The 18,268-nt window shown below is 59.4% G+C and carries 18 protein-coding genes; 2 read left to right on the forward strand and 16 right to left on the reverse strand.

The window, feature by feature from the left end; genetic code table 11:
- Positions 1-43: 43 nt before the first annotated feature.
- The 10 genes from QKB66_RS03135 to QKB66_RS03180 all read right to left on the reverse strand — a co-directional run bounded on the left by QKB66_RS03135 (position 44) and on the right by QKB66_RS03180 (position 10,384).
- Positions 44-598, reverse strand: a complete 555-nt coding sequence (locus QKB66_RS03135; protein WP_062038815.1) for an adenine phosphoribosyltransferase — start codon at positions 596-598, stop codon at positions 44-46.
- Between the two features lie 50 nt (positions 599-648).
- Positions 649-2,322, reverse strand: coding sequence for an ABC transporter substrate-binding protein (locus QKB66_RS03140; RefSeq protein WP_414252665.1), 1,674 nt, complete (start codon positions 2,320-2,322; stop codon positions 649-651).
- Between the two features lie 32 nt (positions 2,323-2,354).
- Positions 2,355-3,548, reverse strand: a complete 1,194-nt coding sequence (secF, locus tag QKB66_RS03145) for a protein translocase subunit SecF (RefSeq protein WP_414252666.1) — start codon at positions 3,546-3,548, stop codon at positions 2,355-2,357.
- Between the two features lie 2 nt (positions 3,549-3,550).
- Positions 3,551-5,335 carry a protein translocase subunit SecD gene (gene secD / locus QKB66_RS03150; RefSeq protein WP_414252855.1) on the reverse strand — a complete coding sequence of 595 codons (1,785 nt, stop codon included), beginning with the start codon at positions 5,333-5,335 and terminating at the stop codon, positions 3,551-3,553.
- Between the two features lie 234 nt (positions 5,336-5,569).
- The gene (gene yajC / locus QKB66_RS03155) at positions 5,570-5,926 is read right to left on the reverse strand and encodes a preprotein translocase subunit YajC (RefSeq protein ID WP_414252667.1); all 357 of its coding nucleotides are present in this window, start codon (positions 5,924-5,926) and stop codon (positions 5,570-5,572) included.
- Positions 5,927-5,986: 60 nt separating this feature from the next.
- Positions 5,987-7,072, reverse strand: coding sequence for a Holliday junction branch migration DNA helicase RuvB (gene ruvB, locus QKB66_RS03160; protein WP_414252668.1), 1,086 nt, complete (start codon positions 7,070-7,072; stop codon positions 5,987-5,989).
- A 66-nt stretch (positions 7,073-7,138) separates the two neighbouring features.
- On the reverse strand, positions 7,139-7,753 hold the full coding sequence (ruvA, locus tag QKB66_RS03165; RefSeq protein ID WP_414252669.1) for a Holliday junction branch migration protein RuvA: 615 nt from the start codon (positions 7,751-7,753) through the stop codon (positions 7,139-7,141).
- A 101-nt stretch (positions 7,754-7,854) separates the two neighbouring features.
- A complete protein-coding gene (gene ruvC, locus QKB66_RS03170) occupies positions 7,855-8,436 on the reverse strand; it encodes a crossover junction endodeoxyribonuclease RuvC (protein WP_061922809.1) in 582 nt (193 codons plus the stop codon).
- Positions 8,437-8,626: 190 nt separating this feature from the next.
- Positions 8,627-9,382, reverse strand: coding sequence for a YebC/PmpR family DNA-binding transcriptional regulator (locus QKB66_RS03175; RefSeq protein ID WP_062038800.1), 756 nt, complete (start codon positions 9,380-9,382; stop codon positions 8,627-8,629).
- Between the two features lie 108 nt (positions 9,383-9,490).
- The gene (locus QKB66_RS03180) at positions 9,491-10,384 is read right to left on the reverse strand and encodes an acyl-CoA thioesterase (protein WP_414252670.1); all 894 of its coding nucleotides are present in this window, start codon (positions 10,382-10,384) and stop codon (positions 9,491-9,493) included.
- 152 nt (positions 10,385-10,536) lie between these two features.
- Between QKB66_RS03180 and QKB66_RS03185 the strand changes: the two genes are divergently transcribed.
- Complete coding sequence (locus QKB66_RS03185) at positions 10,537-11,019, forward strand: DUF3817 domain-containing protein (protein WP_311518257.1); 483 nt, start codon at positions 10,537-10,539, stop codon at positions 11,017-11,019.
- A 13-nt stretch (positions 11,020-11,032) separates the two neighbouring features.
- Positions 11,033-12,301, forward strand: coding sequence for a DUF2029 domain-containing protein (locus QKB66_RS03190; RefSeq protein ID WP_414252671.1), 1,269 nt, complete (start codon positions 11,033-11,035; stop codon positions 12,299-12,301).
- Positions 12,302-12,319: 18 nt separating this feature from the next.
- On the opposite strand, the gene QKB66_RS03195 is transcribed toward QKB66_RS03190, so the two are convergent.
- From QKB66_RS03195 to thrS, 6 genes are read right to left on the reverse strand one after another with little or no spacing between them, the layout of a single operon-like run.
- Positions 12,320-12,784 carry a hypothetical protein gene (locus QKB66_RS03195; RefSeq protein ID WP_070498587.1) on the reverse strand — a complete coding sequence of 155 codons (465 nt, stop codon included), beginning with the start codon at positions 12,782-12,784 and terminating at the stop codon, positions 12,320-12,322.
- Positions 12,785-12,837: 53 nt separating this feature from the next.
- Positions 12,838-13,965: a glycosyltransferase family 4 protein gene (locus QKB66_RS03200; protein ID WP_414252672.1), complete on the reverse strand. Its 1,128-nt coding sequence runs from the start codon at positions 13,963-13,965 to the stop codon at positions 12,838-12,840.
- 14 nt (positions 13,966-13,979) lie between these two features.
- Positions 13,980-14,948, reverse strand: coding sequence for a phosphatidylinositol mannoside acyltransferase (locus tag QKB66_RS03205; protein ID WP_248091898.1), 969 nt, complete (start codon positions 14,946-14,948; stop codon positions 13,980-13,982).
- A gap of 12 nt (positions 14,949-14,960) precedes the next feature.
- A complete protein-coding gene (gene pgsA, locus QKB66_RS03210; RefSeq protein WP_070733219.1) occupies positions 14,961-15,587 on the reverse strand; it encodes a phosphatidylinositol phosphate synthase in 627 nt (208 codons plus the stop codon).
- Positions 15,580-16,128: an HIT family protein gene (locus QKB66_RS03215; protein ID WP_005529196.1), complete on the reverse strand. Its 549-nt coding sequence runs from the start codon at positions 16,126-16,128 to the stop codon at positions 15,580-15,582. Before QKB66_RS03215 ends, pgsA begins: the two co-directional genes overlap by 8 nt.
- Positions 16,115-18,178, reverse strand: a complete 2,064-nt coding sequence (gene thrS / locus QKB66_RS03220; RefSeq protein WP_414252673.1) for a threonine--tRNA ligase — start codon at positions 18,176-18,178, stop codon at positions 16,115-16,117. The genes QKB66_RS03215 and thrS overlap by 14 nt, the downstream gene beginning before the upstream one ends.
- Positions 18,179-18,268 lie beyond the last annotated feature (90 nt).

Consider the following 18,268-nt stretch of genomic DNA (forward strand, 5'->3'; position numbering starts at 1 on the left):
TATGGCCCTAGTATGGCCCTAGTATGGCCTTAGCCACATCATTCTAGCCGGTCGCGCCCGCCTGATTGAGCACTACCAGCGGAACATCTGCCAATCGCTCGCGGCCGGCTAGGCCATTGACCTCTAGCACCACGACGTTTCCGGCAACTTCCGCACCCGCAGACTCCAAAAGCAACTTCGCACCGTAGAGGGTGCCGCCGGTTGCCAGCACGTCGTCGACAAGCACGACACGCTTACCCTTGATGTCCACGCCATCGGCCGGAATCTCCAGCGCCGCGGAGCCGTACTCTAGGGTGTATTCCTGGGTCAGTACTGGTGGCGGCAGCTTGCCCTTCTTGCGGATGGCCAGAATTCCCAGGCCCAGCTTATAGGCCACGGCTGACCCCAGCAGGAATCCGCGGGCGTCCAGGCCGCCGATCATGTCGGCGCCAAGGTCCTTACAAGCCTGCGCAAGGCCATCGACGACGGCTTGGAAGGCATCGGCGTCGGCTAGCACGGGCGTGAGATCCTCAAAGAGGATGCCCTCCTCCGGGAAGTCCTTCACTAGGCGGACTTTTTCCGCCAGCGCACGTGCAGCATCTGAATAAACTTCACTCACGGTCTAAAAATCCTCATTAAAATCAGTGTTACGTAGAAAAGGTCTGCGCACTAGCCCGCGGAAGCGCTCACGGAAGCGCTCACGGAAGCGCTCACGGCCCAGCGGTCCATGTTCCAGCCAATGCCCGCGCTGCCAGTGTAAGGCACCACTCCCTTGACGTTGCGATCCACGATGAACACGCGCGGCTGCGCTGCCACCGGAATGGAAGGCACATCCTCCCAGAGCTTTTCCTCCGCGCCTCGAATCTCCTTCAGATTCGAGATATCGGCATCGGGCGTGGCGTACTCGCTCATTGGATCGACAGGACCCAAGAAGGCGTCGATGGTAGGCGTCCATGTAGCCGGATCCATCTCGAGGTAATACTGGGACATGTATTCGGAGGACTGGTCCTCGACGGTGATGCCGGCCGGCTCGCACATGGCCTTAATCTCCTCCACCATCGCGGCATAGCGCTCATCGGGGCCTAAGTAGCCAATCTTGATGGTATTGCCCGAAAGCTCCGAGGCCTTGGTCATGTCCGGCTTCTTGTGCGCATCTGCGATATCGCCAAGGTGCGTGCCCACCGGGTCGGAGTGACGCAGGGTGCGCGCGTAGACCGGCGGCACGTCCACGCCGGAGATGTCCGAGCTGACCTTGGCCAGTCGGGACTGGTCGATGCAGGCCGCGAAGGCTTGACGCGCCCACGGCTCCTGAAACACGCCAGCCTGCGACAGCGTCAACGTATCGGTCAACCCGCCGACGGTGGGCTCAACCTCATAGGGGCTTGCCTCGTCGGCGGCCGGCAGCCACTTCGGCTTAGCGAAGCCTGCGTCGACAACGCGCAGGTTACCAGACTCCCGCAGCGCCTTGGCATCTGCGGTATTTGGCCACACCACAACCTTGTCAGTAGCGGGGTGATCACCAAAGTACTCCTCGTTCGCGCGCAGGATGACCTCGCCGGACTCGCCGACCTTATCCACGACGAAGGGACCAAAGGAAACCTGCAGCGCGGGATCAAAGTCCTCGGCTGCTGTGGAGAAACCGTAGCGCCAGGTCTCGGCGACCTGTTGCAAGGACGCAGGATCCTGCGTGGACAGCGCCGCGTTGAGCTCTTCTAGGTTCATCCCGGCCTTCTTAGCAACGGCATGCGCCGGCATTACGGTGCCCGGGCCAAAAAGGTAACGCCACCTATCGCCTTGGTCCTTGTTGAAGGTGATGGTGAACTTCTTCGCGTTGGGCGCGCAATCAAATTGCGCGATCTCGCTATTAAGCGGCATATGCGAGCCAAACTCGGCCGGCATGACGCCAGCGGTATATGCCAGCAGGTAGTCATCGCAGGTCACCGGAACGCCGTCGGAGAAGGTTGCCTGCTCCGACAAGGTGAAATTGACCTGCTTATATGGGTTCTCCGGGCTGGCCGGTATCTCCTCGGTCTGCACCAAGTCCGAGTTTGGAATCATCTGCCCCGATGGGCCCGGCATGTAGATGCCTGGGTATAGGCGGCTCGCCAGCTGGGCCGCATTCGTAGCGTTGCCAAAGGACGTTCCCGCATTGGTGGTGGCCAGGCGGGTATTGACCATGTAGCCGAAGTAATCGGTGGATTTGGGTCCGGCGTTCTTTGCATCCTCCGCGGAATCCTCGCCCGGTCCATTCGAACACGCCGTTGCGCTTAGCCCGACAATGGCGAGGAGCGCCATCGCAGCTCGCTTGCTCCAATGACGCTCGTTCTGTGGTGTGTTTACCACGGTAGTACTCGCTCCTTTTCGCCCCGTTGTACTTAACGGCCCGGGCGCCAGCTTGCGCCAGCGCTGCCCGGCGTATCCAGGTTACGCGGGGTGCCATTCTCGCCAGTGCTTGGCGACGCCGCCTTCTCGCCTGTTGCCGCACGCTGCGGCGAAGCCACGGTTCGCGAACCCTTGGCCGCCTCTGTTGTGTCTTCTTCGGTGGCATCCTCGCCGTGCTCGGCTCGGAAGGCCTTGACCGCAGCATTGTGCTTCTTTACTGCCTTGCGGCGGTTAGCCAAGGTAACCAGCAATGGAGTAGCAAGGAAGAGCGAGGAGAAAATGCCCTCGATAACGCCGATCAGCTGGATAAGCGCGAGATCGCGCAGGGTGCCGATGCCCATGAGCCAGACCGCGATAACAAACAGCGCGATGATTGGCAGCACGGAGATGATCGAGGTGGAAATCGAACGCATGACGGTCTGGTTCGTAGCCAAGTTGGCCAGCTCGCCGTAGGTGCGCTTGCGCTGCCCCTCGAAGCCTTCGGTGTTCTCGTTGACCTTGTCGAAGACGATGACAGAGTCATAGATGGAGAAGGTCAGAACGGTCAGCAGACCAATGATGACGGCCGGGGAAACCTCCAAGCCGAACAAGGCGTAGATGCCGGCAATGATCACGCCGTCGAGAATCAGCGCCAAAATGGCGGCGAAAGCCATGTCGCGCTGCAAGCGCACTGCCACGTAGATGGTGGCGACGACCAAGAATACGAGCATGGCCAGCAACATGCGCTCGGTGATGGAAGAACCCCAGGACTCAGAAACCGTGGAGGAGCCAATCGCATCCGGAGTCGCCTCGCCGGATTCGTCCTTCGGCTCATACTTTTCAAAGATCGCCTGGCGGGCAGTGTCGACCTGCTCCTGGGAAAGGCGCTCGGTGGTGATCTCCAAGGTGCGGGAATCGCCGGCGCCGACAATCTGCACCATCTCCGGCTCGATGCCGGTTGCTTCCTCGAAGGTGTCTCCTACCTGCTCGGCCACGAGGTTGCCTGCAGGCATGTTGAGCTTGGTGCCGCCCTCGAAGTCGAGGGAGAGGCTGAAGCCGCGAATGGCGATGGCCAAGACGGCGGCAACCACGAGGGCTGCGGTGATGGCGTACCAGGTCTTGGAACGGCCAATGAAATCGAATCCGCCCTCGTCCTCGTAGAGGCGGTCCAGCTTGGAAATTTTGTGGGACTTAACGCTAGAGGTCATGCTTACTTCTCCTCCTCGGACAGGCGGGACACATCAGATTTTCCTGCTGCCGGGGTCTTTGCGTAGTAGCCGCGGGCGCGGCGCTCCTCGACGAGCGCGTAGATGCCGCCGAGACCATTCATTGCGGGCTTCGCAGCCGCAGGCTTGCCGCCGATGAGCTGCATGAGCGGCGCCATGACGAGGAAGGAAACAACCAAGTCAAAGGCAGTGGTAAGGCCCATCGTGAAGGCGAAGCCCTTAACCTCACCGATGGAGAGGAAGTAGACGATGACGGCGCCGATGAGCGTCACGGCGTTACCTGTGACGATGGTGGCACGCGAGCGCTCCCAGGCCTTGGTGGCTGCGGAGCGGAAGGAGCGGCCCTCGAGCAGCTCATCCTTGATGCGTTCGTAGTAGACGACGAAGGAGTCAGCCGTGGCACCCACACCGATGACCAGACCAGCGACGCCGGAAAGATCCAGGGAGTAACCAATCCAGCGGCCCAGCAGAACCAGGGCGCCATAGGTCAGGATGCCGGAGGCAACCAGGGTGATAAGAGAAATGCCGGCGAGTGCGCGGAAATAGTACAGGGAGTATGCAGCCACGAGGAGGAAGCCGACGATGCCGGCGATAAGGCCCGCCTTCAAAGCTGCCTTGCCCAGTGATGGCGGAACAGTCTCGACGGTGCCGCCAGGCTCGCCGTTGGAACCGGTAAAGGAAAGCGGCAGTGCGCCGTACTTCAGGTTATTAGCCAGGCTAGTTGCTTCTTCCTGGGAGAAGTCACCGGTGATGGAGGTAGCAGAACCAACCGGGGTTGCGCCCTGGATGACAGGTGCGGAGATAACCGCGGAGTCAAGGGTGATGGCAACCTGCTTCTTCAGGTTCTCCTGGGTCAGCTTGGACCACGTCTCAGAGCCGTTCGGGCCATCGCCGTCCTTGAACGCGAAGCTGATTTCCATCTGGCCAGTCTGTGGGTTCAGCCCACCATTGATCGGCTTGTTGGTGTCGATCTCGTTACCGGTCAGGCGGGTGCCGTTTGGATCCTTGATGCCCTCGAGAAGCGGGGACGGCGCCAGAATATACGGCGTCTTATTAGCAAAGTCACAAGCCACGAACTGCTTAGCTGGATCGTCGGTGCCGGCGAGCGGATCGGTATCGGCGTCGCAACGCATCAGTGCGGAAGCCGCGGAGATGGTCGTGGCGTCTTCAGACTGGCGGTCCTTCAGCAGCATCTTGGTCATCTCATCACGGAAGTCTGCCTTCTCAAGCGAGTTGGAAGGCTCTTCCTTTGGCTTAGCGGTGACCTTCGGTGCCTCGGACTTCTTAGCGTCCTTTTTGCTAGCCTGCTCTGCGCTCTGCTGGATTGCGTCGTTGACGTTCTTCAGGGATTCATTAGCCTGCTCAGGGGTGATAACTCGGTATTCCACCCAGCGGTTAGCCATATCCTGCAAGGTGTCTTCCAGCTTGGACATATCCGGCATCGGCTGCTGCGCAACAGGGCGGAACAGAAGCTGGGAGGTCTGGCCCACTGCCTGTGCCTGCGAGGCGTCCTCGCCAGGGACGGTGATAACGAGGGTGGATCCGTTAATAACCACCTCGGAGCCAGAAACGCCCATACCGTTGACGCGCTGTTCAAGGATGTCGCGTGCCTGCTTGAGCTGATCCTGCGTCGGTTCCTCTCCCTGCGGCACGAGGGTCACGCGGGTACCGCCCTGCAAGTCGATGCCGAGCTTCGTCGAAGCCTCGCGCGGGCCGGTTAGGAAAATAAGGGCATAAATAGCAACGACGATTAGCGCAAACAAGGCCATGGCGCGCTTGGGCCATTGCCTGTTTTTGTTGCGCAATGCGCCACGATTTTTTGCGGACAAGAAGTTCTCCTGTGCAACTAGAAACAGGGTTTTACAAAATAAAAGTGAATAATTCGTGCGGCCAATGTTTTACTGCCCCACGAGCACGATCCCTCATGCTACGTCATGGACGGGCCATTAACTCAACGGGGTCTCAGCTTTTAGCACTGAGTGTGACCAGTGCTACAACATCAGCTAACGCTGCGAATCCTCAGCAGACTCAACTGACTCAACAGGCTCAGCGGTCCCATCCGCATCGCGTGCATTGTCGACGTCGGGGACCTCGCCAGGCTGCTCGGTTTCAACGGTGCGCACGATGGCCATCTTGTCGAAGGTTGCGACAACGCCTTGGGCAATCTGTAGCTGCACGTCGCGTCCGGTGGTGGCAACCACGGTGCCGTGCATGCCGCCCGCAGTAATAACTTCCTGCCCCGGGGCCAGGTTTTCCTGGAGGTTGCGCAGCTTGTTCTGGTGCTCCTTCTGCTTCCGCATAGTCATGAAGCTAGGCAGGATAATAAGGAGGGCGATAACGAGTAGAAATGCGTATTCCATAACAGGATAGTGTGCCAGAAACCCACATCTAGCGGCTGCCAAAACGCCGCGACGCGGCTTCTAAAACAGCGCCTCGCCCAACGTACCCTCGGGCGGTTCCAATCCAATATGGTGCCAGGCGGCCGCGGTAGCCACGCGGCCCCGGCCAGTGCGGGCAACCATGCCGGCGCGCACGAGGTACGGCTCGCAGACTTCCTCCACTGTGGAAGGCTCCTCACCCACCGCTACTGCGAGTGTGTTCACACCAACTGGGCCGCCGCCGTGGCCCTTGATGAGCGCTTCCAGTACCGCGCGGTCGAGGCGGTCCAGGCCCTTTTCATCGACGTCGAAGACGGCCAGCGCGCCCTGCGCTGCGGCGAGATCAATGTGACCGTCACCGTTGACCTCAGCAAAGTCACGCACGCGGCGCAGCAGCCGGTTCGCAATACGCGGCGTACCGCGCGAGCGAGAACCGATTTCTACGGCAGCATCTTCATCGATGGAGACGTCCAGAATCTTTGCCGCACGGGTGATTACTCGTTTCAGGTCAGCAGTGTCGTAGTACTCCATCTGCGCAGTGAAACCAAAGCGGTCACGCAGCGGGCCGGTCAGCATGCCGGCGCGGGTGGTAGCGCCCACCAAGGTAAAAGGCGGAATCTCCAACGGGATGGAAGTAGCGCCAGGGCCTTTGCCCACGATGACATCGATGCGGAAATCCTCCATCGCCATGTACAGCATTTCTTCTGCCGGACGTGCGATGCGGTGGATCTCATCGATGAATAGGACGTCACCCTCCATCAGGTTAGACAGCATGGCAGCCAGGTCACCGGCACGCTCCAGCGCTGGGCCGGAGGTCATGCGCAATGACGTGCCGAGTTCCTGCGCAATGATCATCGCCATGGTGGTCTTACCCAGGCCAGGCGGGCCCGAGAGCAACACGTGGTCTGGAGTTACCCCACGGTTCTTAGCACCCTTCAACACCAGTGAGAGCTGTTCGCGCACTTTGGGCTGGCCGATGAATTCCTCAATGGACTTCGGACGCAAGGAACGCTCAATGTCGTGCTCGCCCACCTGCTCGCTCGCATCAACGTCGAGGTTGCGCTGCGGCGCGCTCGGGTCAGCTAGCCCCTCAGGGAGCTGAAATTCAGTGCGTTCTACATCGGACATGCATTCTCACTTAATTTAGATAGTCGGGCGGGGGTTAAGACTCAAAGCGAATATGAACTGCGAAAGTTACTTCTTGCGTCCCAATTGTGCCAGTGCACCGCGCAAGACGGTGGAAGTCTCGGCTGCCGGATCTGCCTCCACAATAGATTCCACGACGGGCCGCGCCGCCTTATCGCTAAAGCCCAGTCCAACGAGCGCTTCCACGACCTGCTCGACTACCGGTGCATGGGCCACAGCGGAAGTACCCGTTGTAACTTCGCCGGCTCCTGCTTGGGGGGCAAAGACGCTGACCTTGTCCTTTAGCTCTAGCGCTAGGCGTTCTGCCATGCGCTTGCCCACTCCAGGAATAGACTGCAGTGTCTTTGCGTCACCGCTAGAGATTGCCGCTGCCAACTGCCCCGCTCCCATCACGGACAGCGCCGCTACTGCCAGCTTTGGCCCCAAGCCGGAGACGGACTGCAGCATGTGAAACATCTCGCGGTCTTCATCGTTGCCGAAACCATACAAAGTCATGGAGTCTTCCTTGACCACCATGGAGGTAAGCACGGTAGCTTCCTCCCCGCGACGCAGGGTTCCGAGAGTTACTGGGGTGGCGAGAAACTTATACCCCACGCCCGCACATTCGATGACAGCGTGGTCAAGGCCGATGGTCAACACGGTTCCGCGTAGCGAGGCAATCATGTGGGTGGGGCTCCTTTATTTGACGGGATGAAATCTAAAGCGATGAAACAGTAAGTAAAGCAGTGCGAGTCTGGATAGCGTCATGCTGGTCGGCACCCCGGCTACGTACCAGACGATGTCCGCGGCTTATTGGCCCGGCCCTTCACGCCGCTGGTCTTAGGCCAAGAGCCGGTGCTCTCCCCCACGCGGGCCAAAGCGGGTGCGCGCCAACAGTGGCATACGGCAAGCGCTAGGGCATCGGCGGCGTCGGCAGGCTTGGGTGCTTCACTCAAGCCAAGGATACGGGTAATCATTACCGTCATCTGCTTCTTATCGGCGCGGCCATTGCCGGAGATGGCTTTCTTTACCTCAGACGGGGTGTACATGTGCACTGGGATGTTGCGCTCAGCAGCAGCAAGCACCACTACCCCAACCACATGGGCGGTCTGCATGACGGTGGAGACCTCGCCGCGTTCGAAGACGCGCTCGATAGCGACCACATCGGGACGGTAATCATCCATCCACTCTTTAACTGCCACCGAAAGACGCAGCAGACGCTCGGTTAGCTCTTTATCGCTCGGCGTACGCGCCACGCCGACTGCCACGGGAATCACCGCGCGACCGCGCCCAGCCTGGACCACCGAAAGGCCACAGCGGGTTAGACCTGGGTCAATGCCCATGACGCGCAAGCCTTCAAGGTTCACGGCAAGCCTTTCTGTGGGTAGTTGGATTTGGAATCCGAGCGAAGTTCAGGAAAAAGATCCTCCCACATCATACACACACATGTTCTAAAAATGGAGCGGGGTTAAAACGAGCAACCGCGCCTTTTCTCCTTATCGCCTACGCGAGGCGGAGAATAAGGCGCGGTGCGAAGTGGCAGAGCCTGGCTAAATGCTAGTCCTGCTCGAGCTCGGCCAGAACCTCTTCAGAAAGATCCATGTTGGTGTAGACGTTCTGCACGTCATCGGATTCTTCCAGCGCGTCGATGAGGCGGAAGATCTTACGAGCATCAGCGGCACCCAGCGGAACCTCAACGGATGCGCGGAAGTCGGTCTCATTGTCGTCGACCTCGATGCCAGCCTCAACCAGGGCTTCCTTAACTGCCGGGATATCGCCCGGCTGGCAGACAACTTCGAACTTCTCGCCCAGGTCGTTAACCTCTTCAGCGCCTGCTTCCAGAACTGCCATCAGGACGTCATCCTCGGTCAGCTCGCCCTTGTTGACCAAAACAATGCCGGTGCGGGAGAACATGTAGGCAACGGAACCGGACTCGCCGAGGTTGCCGCCGTTCTTGGACATTGCGGTGCGAACATCGGTGGCTGCACGGTTGCGGTTATCGGTAAGGCACTCGATGAGCATTGCCACACCGTTCGGGCCGTAGCCCTCGTACATGATGGTTTCCCAGTCGGCACCGCCGGCCTCTTCGCCGGAGCCGCGCTTGCGGGCGCGCTCGATGTTGTCGTTCGGCACGGAGGCCTTCTTGGCCTTCTTGATCATGTCATCGAGCGTCGGGTTAGCAGCCGGATCGCCACCACCGGTGCGGGCCGCGACCTCGATGTTCTTAATCAGCTTGGCAAATTCCTTGCCACGCTTGGCATCGTTAGCAGCCTTCTTGTGCTTGGTAGTAGCCCATTTGGAGTGTCCGGACATTTCATCCCTTTCATTGTGGCTCTATGAAACTGCCTGCAATTATACGGACGGGCGTAGAGTAGCTGAAAACAGCCCCCACCGTTTTCCGGCGTTTGAGTGAATATTTTTCTAGACGTTTTGCCAATTGCCGTTGTGCGAGCCTATCTGCATGCCCTCGCGCACGGTTCGGGTAAGCCCTTCCTGGACCACCACGGCAACCAAATCCCCGCCTTGGTTAAAGATCTTTCCGGTGGCCAGACCGGTCGCATTCTGCGCGGATGGTGATTCCTGCACATACAGCAACCACTCATTAACACGCACTGGACGCAGGAACCAGATCGAGTGATCCAGGCTGGCAAGCTGTACTTGCTCGCCTTGGTGTGGCAGCAGAGAAGCACGGATTAAGGTCATGTCAGACATGTAGGCAAGTGCCGCACGGTGGGCATCCTGGCTGCTTTCTGACGCCGCAAATTCTTGCGAGGTGTTGCGGAACCACACGTAGCGGAACCCAGCGCCTGTGGCTTCGGCAAGTTCAGGGTCACGGCTTTCCTGCGGGACCAAACGGATATCCCAGTCTTCCCACTCGCGCAGGATGATGCGGGTGGAATAAGGAGCACCACCGCCAGCCGCGGCAGCCTCCTCCGGGCCCATGACCTCCGGCATGGCGTCCTGGTGCTCAGGACCAAAGTCATCGGCGATGTGGAAACCCGCGTTGAGCATGAAAATCAGGCGTTCGTCTTGGAAGATGCGAACCTGACGAGTAGCAAAGGAACGGCCGTCCCGCACGCGCTCTACCTCGGCACGCGCAGGCGCGGCGGCATCACCCGGGCCCACGAAGTAGCCATGCAAGGAATGCACGAGCTTTCCTTCAACGGTGTGCTGGGCTGCAGCGAGCGCCTGGGCCACCACCTGCCCGCCAAAGGTGCGCGCAATCTGGGACGGAACCATGGGCACGGAAAAGACATCACCCTGAGCCTTTTCATTCAGCGGCGCTAAATCAATAACCTCGCGCACCTTAGCCATTACCTACGCGGGACTCCCCTCGTTGCTCAACGACATTCTTTAGAAACTTCCGAGTGCTGCAGGTTGCTCAACGCGCAAACTTTACGTGCGTTCTTCACATGCAACCCTGTCAACTTTACCTGTGCGCCGGGCTAGCGCGTAGGATATGCCGCATGTCTTTTTTACGCCCTGCTCGCCTGCACCGCGTCGTTGCCTACCTAGAGATGTTCACGTGGGCATTTCTTATTTTTTCTATGATCCTGAAGTACTCCGGCGTGACGGAGGCTCTAACTCCTATCGCTGGCGGTATCCACGGTTTTGGTTTCCTCTGCTTCATCGTCGTGGGCGTCATGGTGTGGATCAATAACAAGTGGTCCTTTGGCCTGGGCATGTTGGGGCTTATCGTTTCGGTCATACCTTTTGCCGCACTCCCGTTTGCGCTATGGGCGGACAAGCACGATAAGTTCCTGCCGCATTGGCGCTTTAGCGATTCTGAGCAGCCACACGGTCTTGCCGAGCAGCTTTTGGCCCAGGTAGTGCGCTTCCCGGTGCGCACTCTGAGCATATTCGTGGTAGTCATTGCGCTGGTCTTTGGCGTTCTGCTAATGCTCGGGCCACCCGTCGATGTCGAATCCACTATCGAGTCGAACATCTAATAGCATTACCTAGGTGAAAATTTTTCGTTCCGTTCCAGCAGTATGGACTGGCTGGATTTGTTTCCGGCTTATCCTCATTGGACTGCTGCAATGGAACAACGTCCCGCTAGGAGATATCTCCTATTACTTCTCCGGGCGTTTTGGGACGAACTCCTCGGATATGACCGAGTACCCGCACCCTGGCACGTGGCCTTCGATTCTCGTCGGCTGGTTGAGCGGCCCGAATCAGACCAGCTTTACCGTTATTTTTACAGGGCTGTGCCTGCTTGTCGACGCCGCTTTCCTCATGGTCTTGCTTCACGGCTGGCGCCGCAAGCCGCAGGCCTTCGTCGCCGCATGGTTTTGGGTTATCTTTGGAACCGCAGTGGGTCAGGTCTTTGTCTGGCGCCTCGATATTTTTCCGGCTCTGGCAGTTGCTGCCGCAGGAATGCTTCTTGGCCGCAACTCGCGGCTTGCGGCGGCGTTGCTTGGCCTTGCCACCACGATGAAGCTGTGGCCGGGCGTGCTCGCCGCAGGCCTGGTTGGCCGCTTCGATGCCCGTGCGACTTGGCAGCGCCTTAGCGCGTTCTTCGCTTCCATCGTGGGCATCTGCCTGCTCGTCATCGCCTTCAATGACGTCGAGCGCCTCGTCTCCCCGCTGCGCTACCAAGGGGTACGAGGACTACAGGTGGAATCGATACCCGCAACACTTCCGGTATTTGCCTCGCATCTTTTCCCGGGCACTTGGTCCATCGGCTACGCTGCCTCCAAAAGTTTTGAAATCACCGGCCCTTGGGTGAGCGCGCTCTTAGTTCTTAGCAACGTCTTAACCTTGGCGATGCTGTTTTTCGCCATCGGCTTCGCACTCATGCGCTTCCGCAACGGCAACTGGGGTGCGCGCAGCACGCTGGCCTTTTTCATCACGATGATCTGCCTGCTATATATCAGCAACAAGGTCTTTTCCACCCAGTACATCACCTGGCTCGGCCCGATCTTGGCGATAGCACTCAAGGATGCCTGGCCGCGTGCCACATCGGTTGCGCATCAACATATCGACGAAAAAGTAGGCAAAGTGCTGCGCAACCTCGCACTGTGCACGCTTGCTGCGGCGGCACTGGGCACACTGGTCTACCCGTTCAACTATGACGCGGTACTCTACGCGGGCCGCGACGGCCTCTTCCCTGCCTTCTTGTTGCTGGCGCGCAACGTGCTCATCCTCGTGATGACAGGCCTTGCTTTGTCTTGGCTGCGCTTGGAGCTCAAGCGCGAAAACACTAGCTCTACCAAGCAAGCAGCCAAGTAAACAGCTCAGTAGCAGGAACTACTCAGTAATCCGCAGCTGGCTGAGCTCGAAGAACTCCGGCAGCGGTGCCGTACCGCCCAAGCGGAACATGCGCACGAGGGGGCGTAGGCGTAGCGAGCGGGTATCGCTGACCGCTTCGTTGTAGAAGCGATGAGCAAGGTGGATGCGCCCCTCGGCGTCGGCAAGCAATGCGGGGCGCTCGGCAAAGCGCTCGTTGACCGCGATAGACAGCTCCCGCTCGTGGGCCGAACGCGTCTCAAAATGGCCCTGGGTAAGCTCGCTCGACTCCGCGCGGGAGGCAACCTCCTCCAGCTCTGGCGCTAGCGCTGCGACGACTGCGGCGCGGCGGTCAAGGGTGGCCTCCAGCTGCGCCAAAGCCGCATCCGTGCGGATGTGCAGGGAGTTCAACCGCTGCGCGGTGAAATAGGCCCACATCAAGATGAGCACGAGCGCGACGATCACGATAACCAGTTCTACTGCCATAGTCTTTTCCTGCTCTTAAATCTGCTGTGGGTAAAGGGCGGCAACGCCCGCTTCTACTTGGTGCGGACCTTAGTTCCGTCCTGCACGGTCTCATAAACCTGCATCACGGCAGCGGCCACATGGTCCCAATCGTAGGTGCGAGCGCGCTCGGTACCGGCTTCAACTAAAGCATTACGCTTATCTTCGTCCTGCAGGACAAGGTTGAGCACCCGCGCGAGATCACGGGCATCCTCGTTGCGGAACAACGCACCGGCTGGGTTCTCAGAATCGGCGTCGCATACGGCGGCAAAGGCTTCAAGATCGGAAGCTACCACCGCACAGCCTGCAGCCATCGCCTCTACCAGGACGATGCCGAAGCTTTCGCCGCCGGTGTTAGGAGCGACATAGATATCAGCGCGGCCGAGGATCTCCGCCTTTTCCACATCGCTTACGCGGCCAACGAAGTCCACGCCCTCAACCTCACGCGGGCGGCCGCCGCCCATGACGGTGACCTTGACGTCCGTGTCCACCATCGTGAGGGCCTCCAGCAAAATATCCAGGCCTTTTCGTGGCTCGTCGAGACGTCCCAAGAACACGATCTCAGGCACCTTCTGCCCGGATTGCCCTGGCTGTCCGAGTTGATCTTGTTGCGCGGCGACCCGCTTGCGTGCTGCCGCGTACACGGAGGTATCCACGCCATTCGGAATAAGAATTGGGTCGCCGCCGAGTTGTTCCACCTGCCAGCGGCGGGCCATCTCTGAGACGGCAATGCCGCCGCGCACCTTCTCCAGGATTGGTGTGAGGAAAGGCTTGGCCAGCTTCAGCACGAGCGAGCTAGAAGCCGAGGCGTGGTAGGTCGCGACGATGGGGCCTTTGGCTTGTGCCAGCGCAACCATAGAGTAGCTTGGCGAGTTCGGCTCATGGATGTGCAGCACGTCGAAATTGCCGCGTTCAATGAACTTCTTGACGTTGCGCTTTACCTGCGGGCCTACGGACAAGCGGGCCACGGACCCGTTGTAGGTAATCGGAATGGCGCGCCCGCCTTTCATGACGAAGCTCGGCAGCTGTGTCTCCGGGGCTGCTGGGCCAAGGACCTCCACGTGATGGCCTTGCTCGATAAAGACGGTGGCCAAATCCAGGATGTGGGCCTGCACGCCGCCTGGCTCATCAAAGGAATACGGGCATACGATTCCGATACGCACTACTGCCTACTTCCCTACTTTTTACCGTTATCTTCGAGCTTTTCTTGGGACGTACGCTTGTCCTTGGTTGCGCGGCGTGCCGCGCGATCGGCCGCGCGGCGTTCAACGTCTACATTCCACTGCGGCTGCAGCATATGCCAGTCCGCCGGGTGGGCCTTGATGTTCGCGGCGAAGCCATCGGCCAGGCGTTGGGTGGTCTCCTGCACATTGGTGACTTCTACCTGCGGGCTGACGGAAAGGCCCCAGCCTTCATCCTCAAACCAGGAGTGGACCACGTGCAATGCCGCCCCGGTTTCCATGGCCAAGCGGGCCGGGCCGGCAGCCATGTTGGCTTCCTCGCCCATGAAGTCGACCGTGACGCCAGTGCGAGTCAGGTCGCGCTCGGCCAACAGGCAGACCACGCCACCTGCTTCCAAGACTTCCTTGAGGCGACCAAAAGGTGAGGTCTTCTCTCCTGTCAGAGCGATAACCTCAAAGCCTAGGGACTCGCGGAAGTCCACGAAGGCGTCGAAAAGCACCTCCGGCTTGAGCCTTTCTGCAACCGTTGTGAATTGGCCATAGTGGCCCACCAGAAACACCCCGGCCATGTCCCAGTTGCCAGTGTGCGGAAGCGCCAAAATGACGCCTTTGCCGCGGGCCATGGACTCGTCGAAGTTCTCTAAGCCCTGCAAACCGGAAAGCAGCTTGGCGTGCAGATCCGGGTCCTGATGGATCGACGGCAGGCAGAATGCCTCCCGCCAGTAACGCATATAGGAACGCATCGAATTGCGCACCAACTCGCGCGTGACGTTTTCTGGGCCCACCACGCGCGCTAAGTTTTGGCGCAGTTGCTCCATGCCGCGGCCATCATCGCTGGCGCGGTCTGCGCCCCAGTCAAAAAGGCGCTTGGCCCACTTCTCCGGCAACAAACGCACCAGCCGCCAACCGGCTAAGTAGCCGGCGGCAGACAGCTGCTCACGGTCTAATCCAGGAAGAAGGGCCATAGGCATTAATCCTTAAAGGTCTGGGGTGAAACGGGCCTTCGTGTCCTGGCGGGCAGCCTGGACCATGCGCTGAATGACGGTAAAGATGGAACCGAATACAAGGATCCACAGGGCGATCTCGATGGCGTCGGGAACACCCAAGCCCTCCAAGCCGATGCCGCCGAGGCCGATGATGAGGCGCTCTGGGCGCTCGATCAGGCCGCCGACCATCTTGAAGCCAGAAGCCTCGCCGCGGGCCTTGATATAGGAAATGACCTGCGAAGAAACCAGCACGATGAGGCAGGCCACCACGTGGATGGGGCGAGCGTTATCGACGTAAACCAGCCAGTACAAGATGGCAGAAAACAGGGCGCCGTCGGTGATGCGATCACAGGAGGCGTCGAGAGTCGCGCCGAACTTGGACCCGCCCGTGGTCATGCGGGCCATCGTGCCGTCGAGCATGTCAAAGGCTGCAAAGAGACCAGAGAGCACTGCTGCCGCGAACAGGTGATCCAGAGGAATACAGACGACTGCGATAGCAATGGTGACAAGAGTGCCGACGATGGTGACCACGTTGGGGGTCAGCCCCATCTTCAGAAACAGCTTTGCCACGGGTTCCACGACGACTGCCGCTGGCTTTCGCCCGTGAACGCTAAGCATGCGAATCCTCCTCATCGATCTCCCGCCAGCCTTGGGCCAAAAGGGCGCGAGTCTCTTGTAATAACTGAGGCAACACTTTAGTGCCCTCCAAGACAGTCATAAAGTTGCTGTCACCGGCCCACCGGGGAACCACATGCAAATGTAAGTGATCTCCCACGGAACCGCCAGACGCCTTGCCCAGGTTGAAGCCCACGTTGATTGCTTCCGGCTTGGACACGCGCTTTAAAACACGTACCGCCTTCTGGGCGAAGGCCATCAGCTCGTGGGATTCCTCTAGAGTCAAGTTCTCCAGCTGGGATTCCTTGCGATAAGGCACCACCATTAAATGTCCCGAGTTATAGGGAAATAGGTTCAGCAAAGCGTAGACATACTCGCCGCGGGCAATGATTAGCCCGTCCTCATCGCTGCCCTTGGGAGCCTCCACGAAGGGGTCCTTCGAACGCTTCGAGATATACGCCATCCGGTAGGGAGCCCATAGCCGCTCAAGGCGGTCTGGTTCCCCGGCCCCGGAATCGACGTATTGCTCGTTAGCGTCGTGCACTGATCAACTCTTCGTTCGGCTGCTCGTTGATGCGCTCAGCAACCCATGCGGCGATGAGCTCGATAGCCTCATCCACCGGCACGCCGTTGACTTGCGAACCGTCCAGGAAGCGGAAAGAGACGGCATTTGCGTCGACGTCGCGCTCGCCGGCGAGCAACATGAAAGGCACCTTGCCGGTGGTGTGATTGCGGATCTTCTTCTGCATGCGGTCGTCAGAGGTATCCACGTCAGCACGGATGCCGCGCTTGCGCAGCTTCGCAGCGATCTCCTCCAAGTGCGGGGAGAACTCATCTGCAACCGGGATGCCAACTACCTGGTGCGGAGCCAGCCATGCCGGGAATGCGCCGACGTAGTGCTCCAGCAGCACGCCGAAGAAGCGCTCGATGGAGCCGAACAGCGCGCGGTGGATCATAATCGGACGCTGCTTGGTGCCGTCGGACGCGGTGTACTCGAGCTCGAAGCGCTCCGGCAGGTTGAAGTCCAGCTGCACGGTAGACATCTGCCAGGTACGGCCGATGGCATCGCGTGCCTGCACGGAGATCTTCGGGCCGTAGAAGGCAGCACCTGCAGGATCCGGAACCAGGTCCAGGCCGGACTTTTCAGCCACCGATTGCAGGATGGAAGTAGAACGCTCCCAGATCTCGTCGGTACCGACATACTTGTTGGGATCCTTGGTGGAAAGCTCCAGGTAGAAGTCATCCAGGCCGTAGTCCTTCAACAAGGAAATGATGAAGTCCAAAACCTTGGTCAACTCTTCTTCCAGCTGCTCCGGGGTGCAGTAGATGTGGGAGTCATCCTGGGTAAAGCCGCGAGCACGGGTCAGGCCGTGGATAACGCCGGACTTCTCGTAGCGGTAGACAGTACCGAACTCGAACAGACGCAGCGGCAGCTCGCGGTAAGAACGGCCACGGGAAGCAAAGATGAGGTTGTGCATCGGGCAGTTCATCGGCTTCGCGTAGTAATCCTGCGGCTGCTTGGTGCAGTTACCGTCCTCGTCATACTCGCCGTCCAAAGCCATGGCCGGGAACATGCCGTCCGCGTAGAAGTCCAGGTGGCCAGACTTCTTGAACAAGTCACCCTTTGTCAGGTGCGGGGTGGATACGAAGGAGTATCCATCCTCAATGTGACGGCGGCGGGAGTGCTCTTCCATCTCCATACGCACGATGGCGCCGTTCGGGTGGAAGACTGGGAAGCCGGAGCCAATCTCGTCCGGGAAGGAGAAAAGGTCAAGCTCCTGGCCCAGACGGCGGTGGTCACGCTTTTCTGCCTCCGCAATCATGTGCTGGTAGGCCTCGAGGGCCTCCTTGGACTCGAAAGCGGTGCCGTAGATGCGCTGCAGACCAGCCTTGGACTGGTCACCGCGCCAATAAGCAGCCGAGGAACGGGTCAAAGTAAACGCCGGAATGTACTTGGTGGTCGGCAGGTGCGGACCACGGCAGAGGTCGAACCACTCCACCTCGCCCGTGCGCGGGTTGATGTTGTCGTAGTGCGTCAGATCGCCTGCGCCAACCTCTGCTGCCTCATCGGAGTCTGGGTCAACGTTGCCCTTGTCCTGGATGAGCTCCAGCTTGAATGGCTCTTCAGCAAGCGCTGCCTCTGCTTCCTCGTTGGAGGAATACACGCGGCGTTCAAAGCGCTGACCAGTCTTGATGATCTTCTTCATGCGCTTTTCGATCTTCTTCAGATCCTCCGGCGTGAAAGGCTCGGCGGTCTGGAAGTCGAAGTAGAAGCCGTTTTCAATGGCCGGACCGATACCCAGCTTGGTACCCGGGAACTCAGCCTGAACTGCCTGTGCCATCACGTGTGCAGTGGAGTGACGGATGACAGCGCGGCCGTCCTCCTCGCTTGCTGCAACTGGGGTGAATTCGGCGTCGGCAGTCGGCGTATGCGAGAGATCGTAGAGAGCTCCATCGGCGCCGCGTACGACGACGACTGCCTCTGGGCCCTTGTTTGGAAGCTCGAGCTCCCGCATTGCTGCGCCTACGGCAGTGCCTGCTGGCACCTTAAAAGGCTCGTAGTTCACCGGTACAGCTGGAATCATTTCCGCCATTTAGACTTGCGCTCCTTATGCGCTCACGCTTCGATCGACATACCTGGCCGACCAAAGCTAATCGTAGAGTTACAGCGAAAGATTCTACCC

The sequence above is a fragment of the Corynebacterium sp. c25Ua_89 genome, assembly GCF_047459735.1.
Classification (GTDB): domain Bacteria; phylum Actinomycetota; class Actinomycetes; order Mycobacteriales; family Mycobacteriaceae; genus Corynebacterium; species Corynebacterium simulans.

Bases quoted from the DNA above. Each gene is read 5' to 3' on its own strand.
- ruvB (WP_414252668.1), bottom strand. From the start codon at position 7,072: ATGTCCGATGTAGAACGCACTGAATTTCAGCTCCCTGAGGGGCTAGCT.
- thrS (WP_414252673.1), bottom strand. From the start codon at position 18,178: ATGGCGGAAATGATTCCAGCTGTACCGGTGAACTACGAGCCTTTTAAG.
- yajC (WP_414252667.1), bottom strand. From the start codon at position 5,926: ATGGAATACGCATTTCTACTCGTTATCGCCCTCCTTATTATCCTGCCT.
- QKB66_RS03180 (WP_414252670.1), bottom strand. From the start codon at position 10,384: ATGGCTAAGGTGCGCGAGGTTATTGATTTAGCGCCGCTGAATGAAAAG.
- secD (WP_414252855.1), bottom strand. From the start codon at position 5,335: ATGGCCTTGTTTGCGCTAATCGTCGTTGCTATTTATGCCCTTATTTTC.
- QKB66_RS03185 (WP_311518257.1), top strand. From the start codon at position 10,537: ATGTCTTTTTTACGCCCTGCTCGCCTGCACCGCGTCGTTGCCTACCTA.
- QKB66_RS03205 (WP_248091898.1), bottom strand. From the start codon at position 14,948: ATGGCCCTTCTTCCTGGATTAGACCGTGAGCAGCTGTCTGCCGCCGGC.
- QKB66_RS03175 (WP_062038800.1), bottom strand. From the start codon at position 9,382: ATGTCCGGACACTCCAAATGGGCTACTACCAAGCACAAGAAGGCTGCT.
- pgsA (WP_070733219.1), bottom strand. From the start codon at position 15,587: ATGCTTAGCGTTCACGGGCGAAAGCCAGCGGCAGTCGTCGTGGAACCC.
- QKB66_RS03195 (WP_070498587.1), bottom strand. From the start codon at position 12,784: ATGGCAGTAGAACTGGTTATCGTGATCGTCGCGCTCGTGCTCATCTTG.
- ruvA (WP_414252669.1), bottom strand. From the start codon at position 7,753: ATGATTGCCTCGCTACGCGGAACCGTGTTGACCATCGGCCTTGACCAC.
- secF (WP_414252666.1), bottom strand. From the start codon at position 3,548: ATGACCTCTAGCGTTAAGTCCCACAAAATTTCCAAGCTGGACCGCCTC.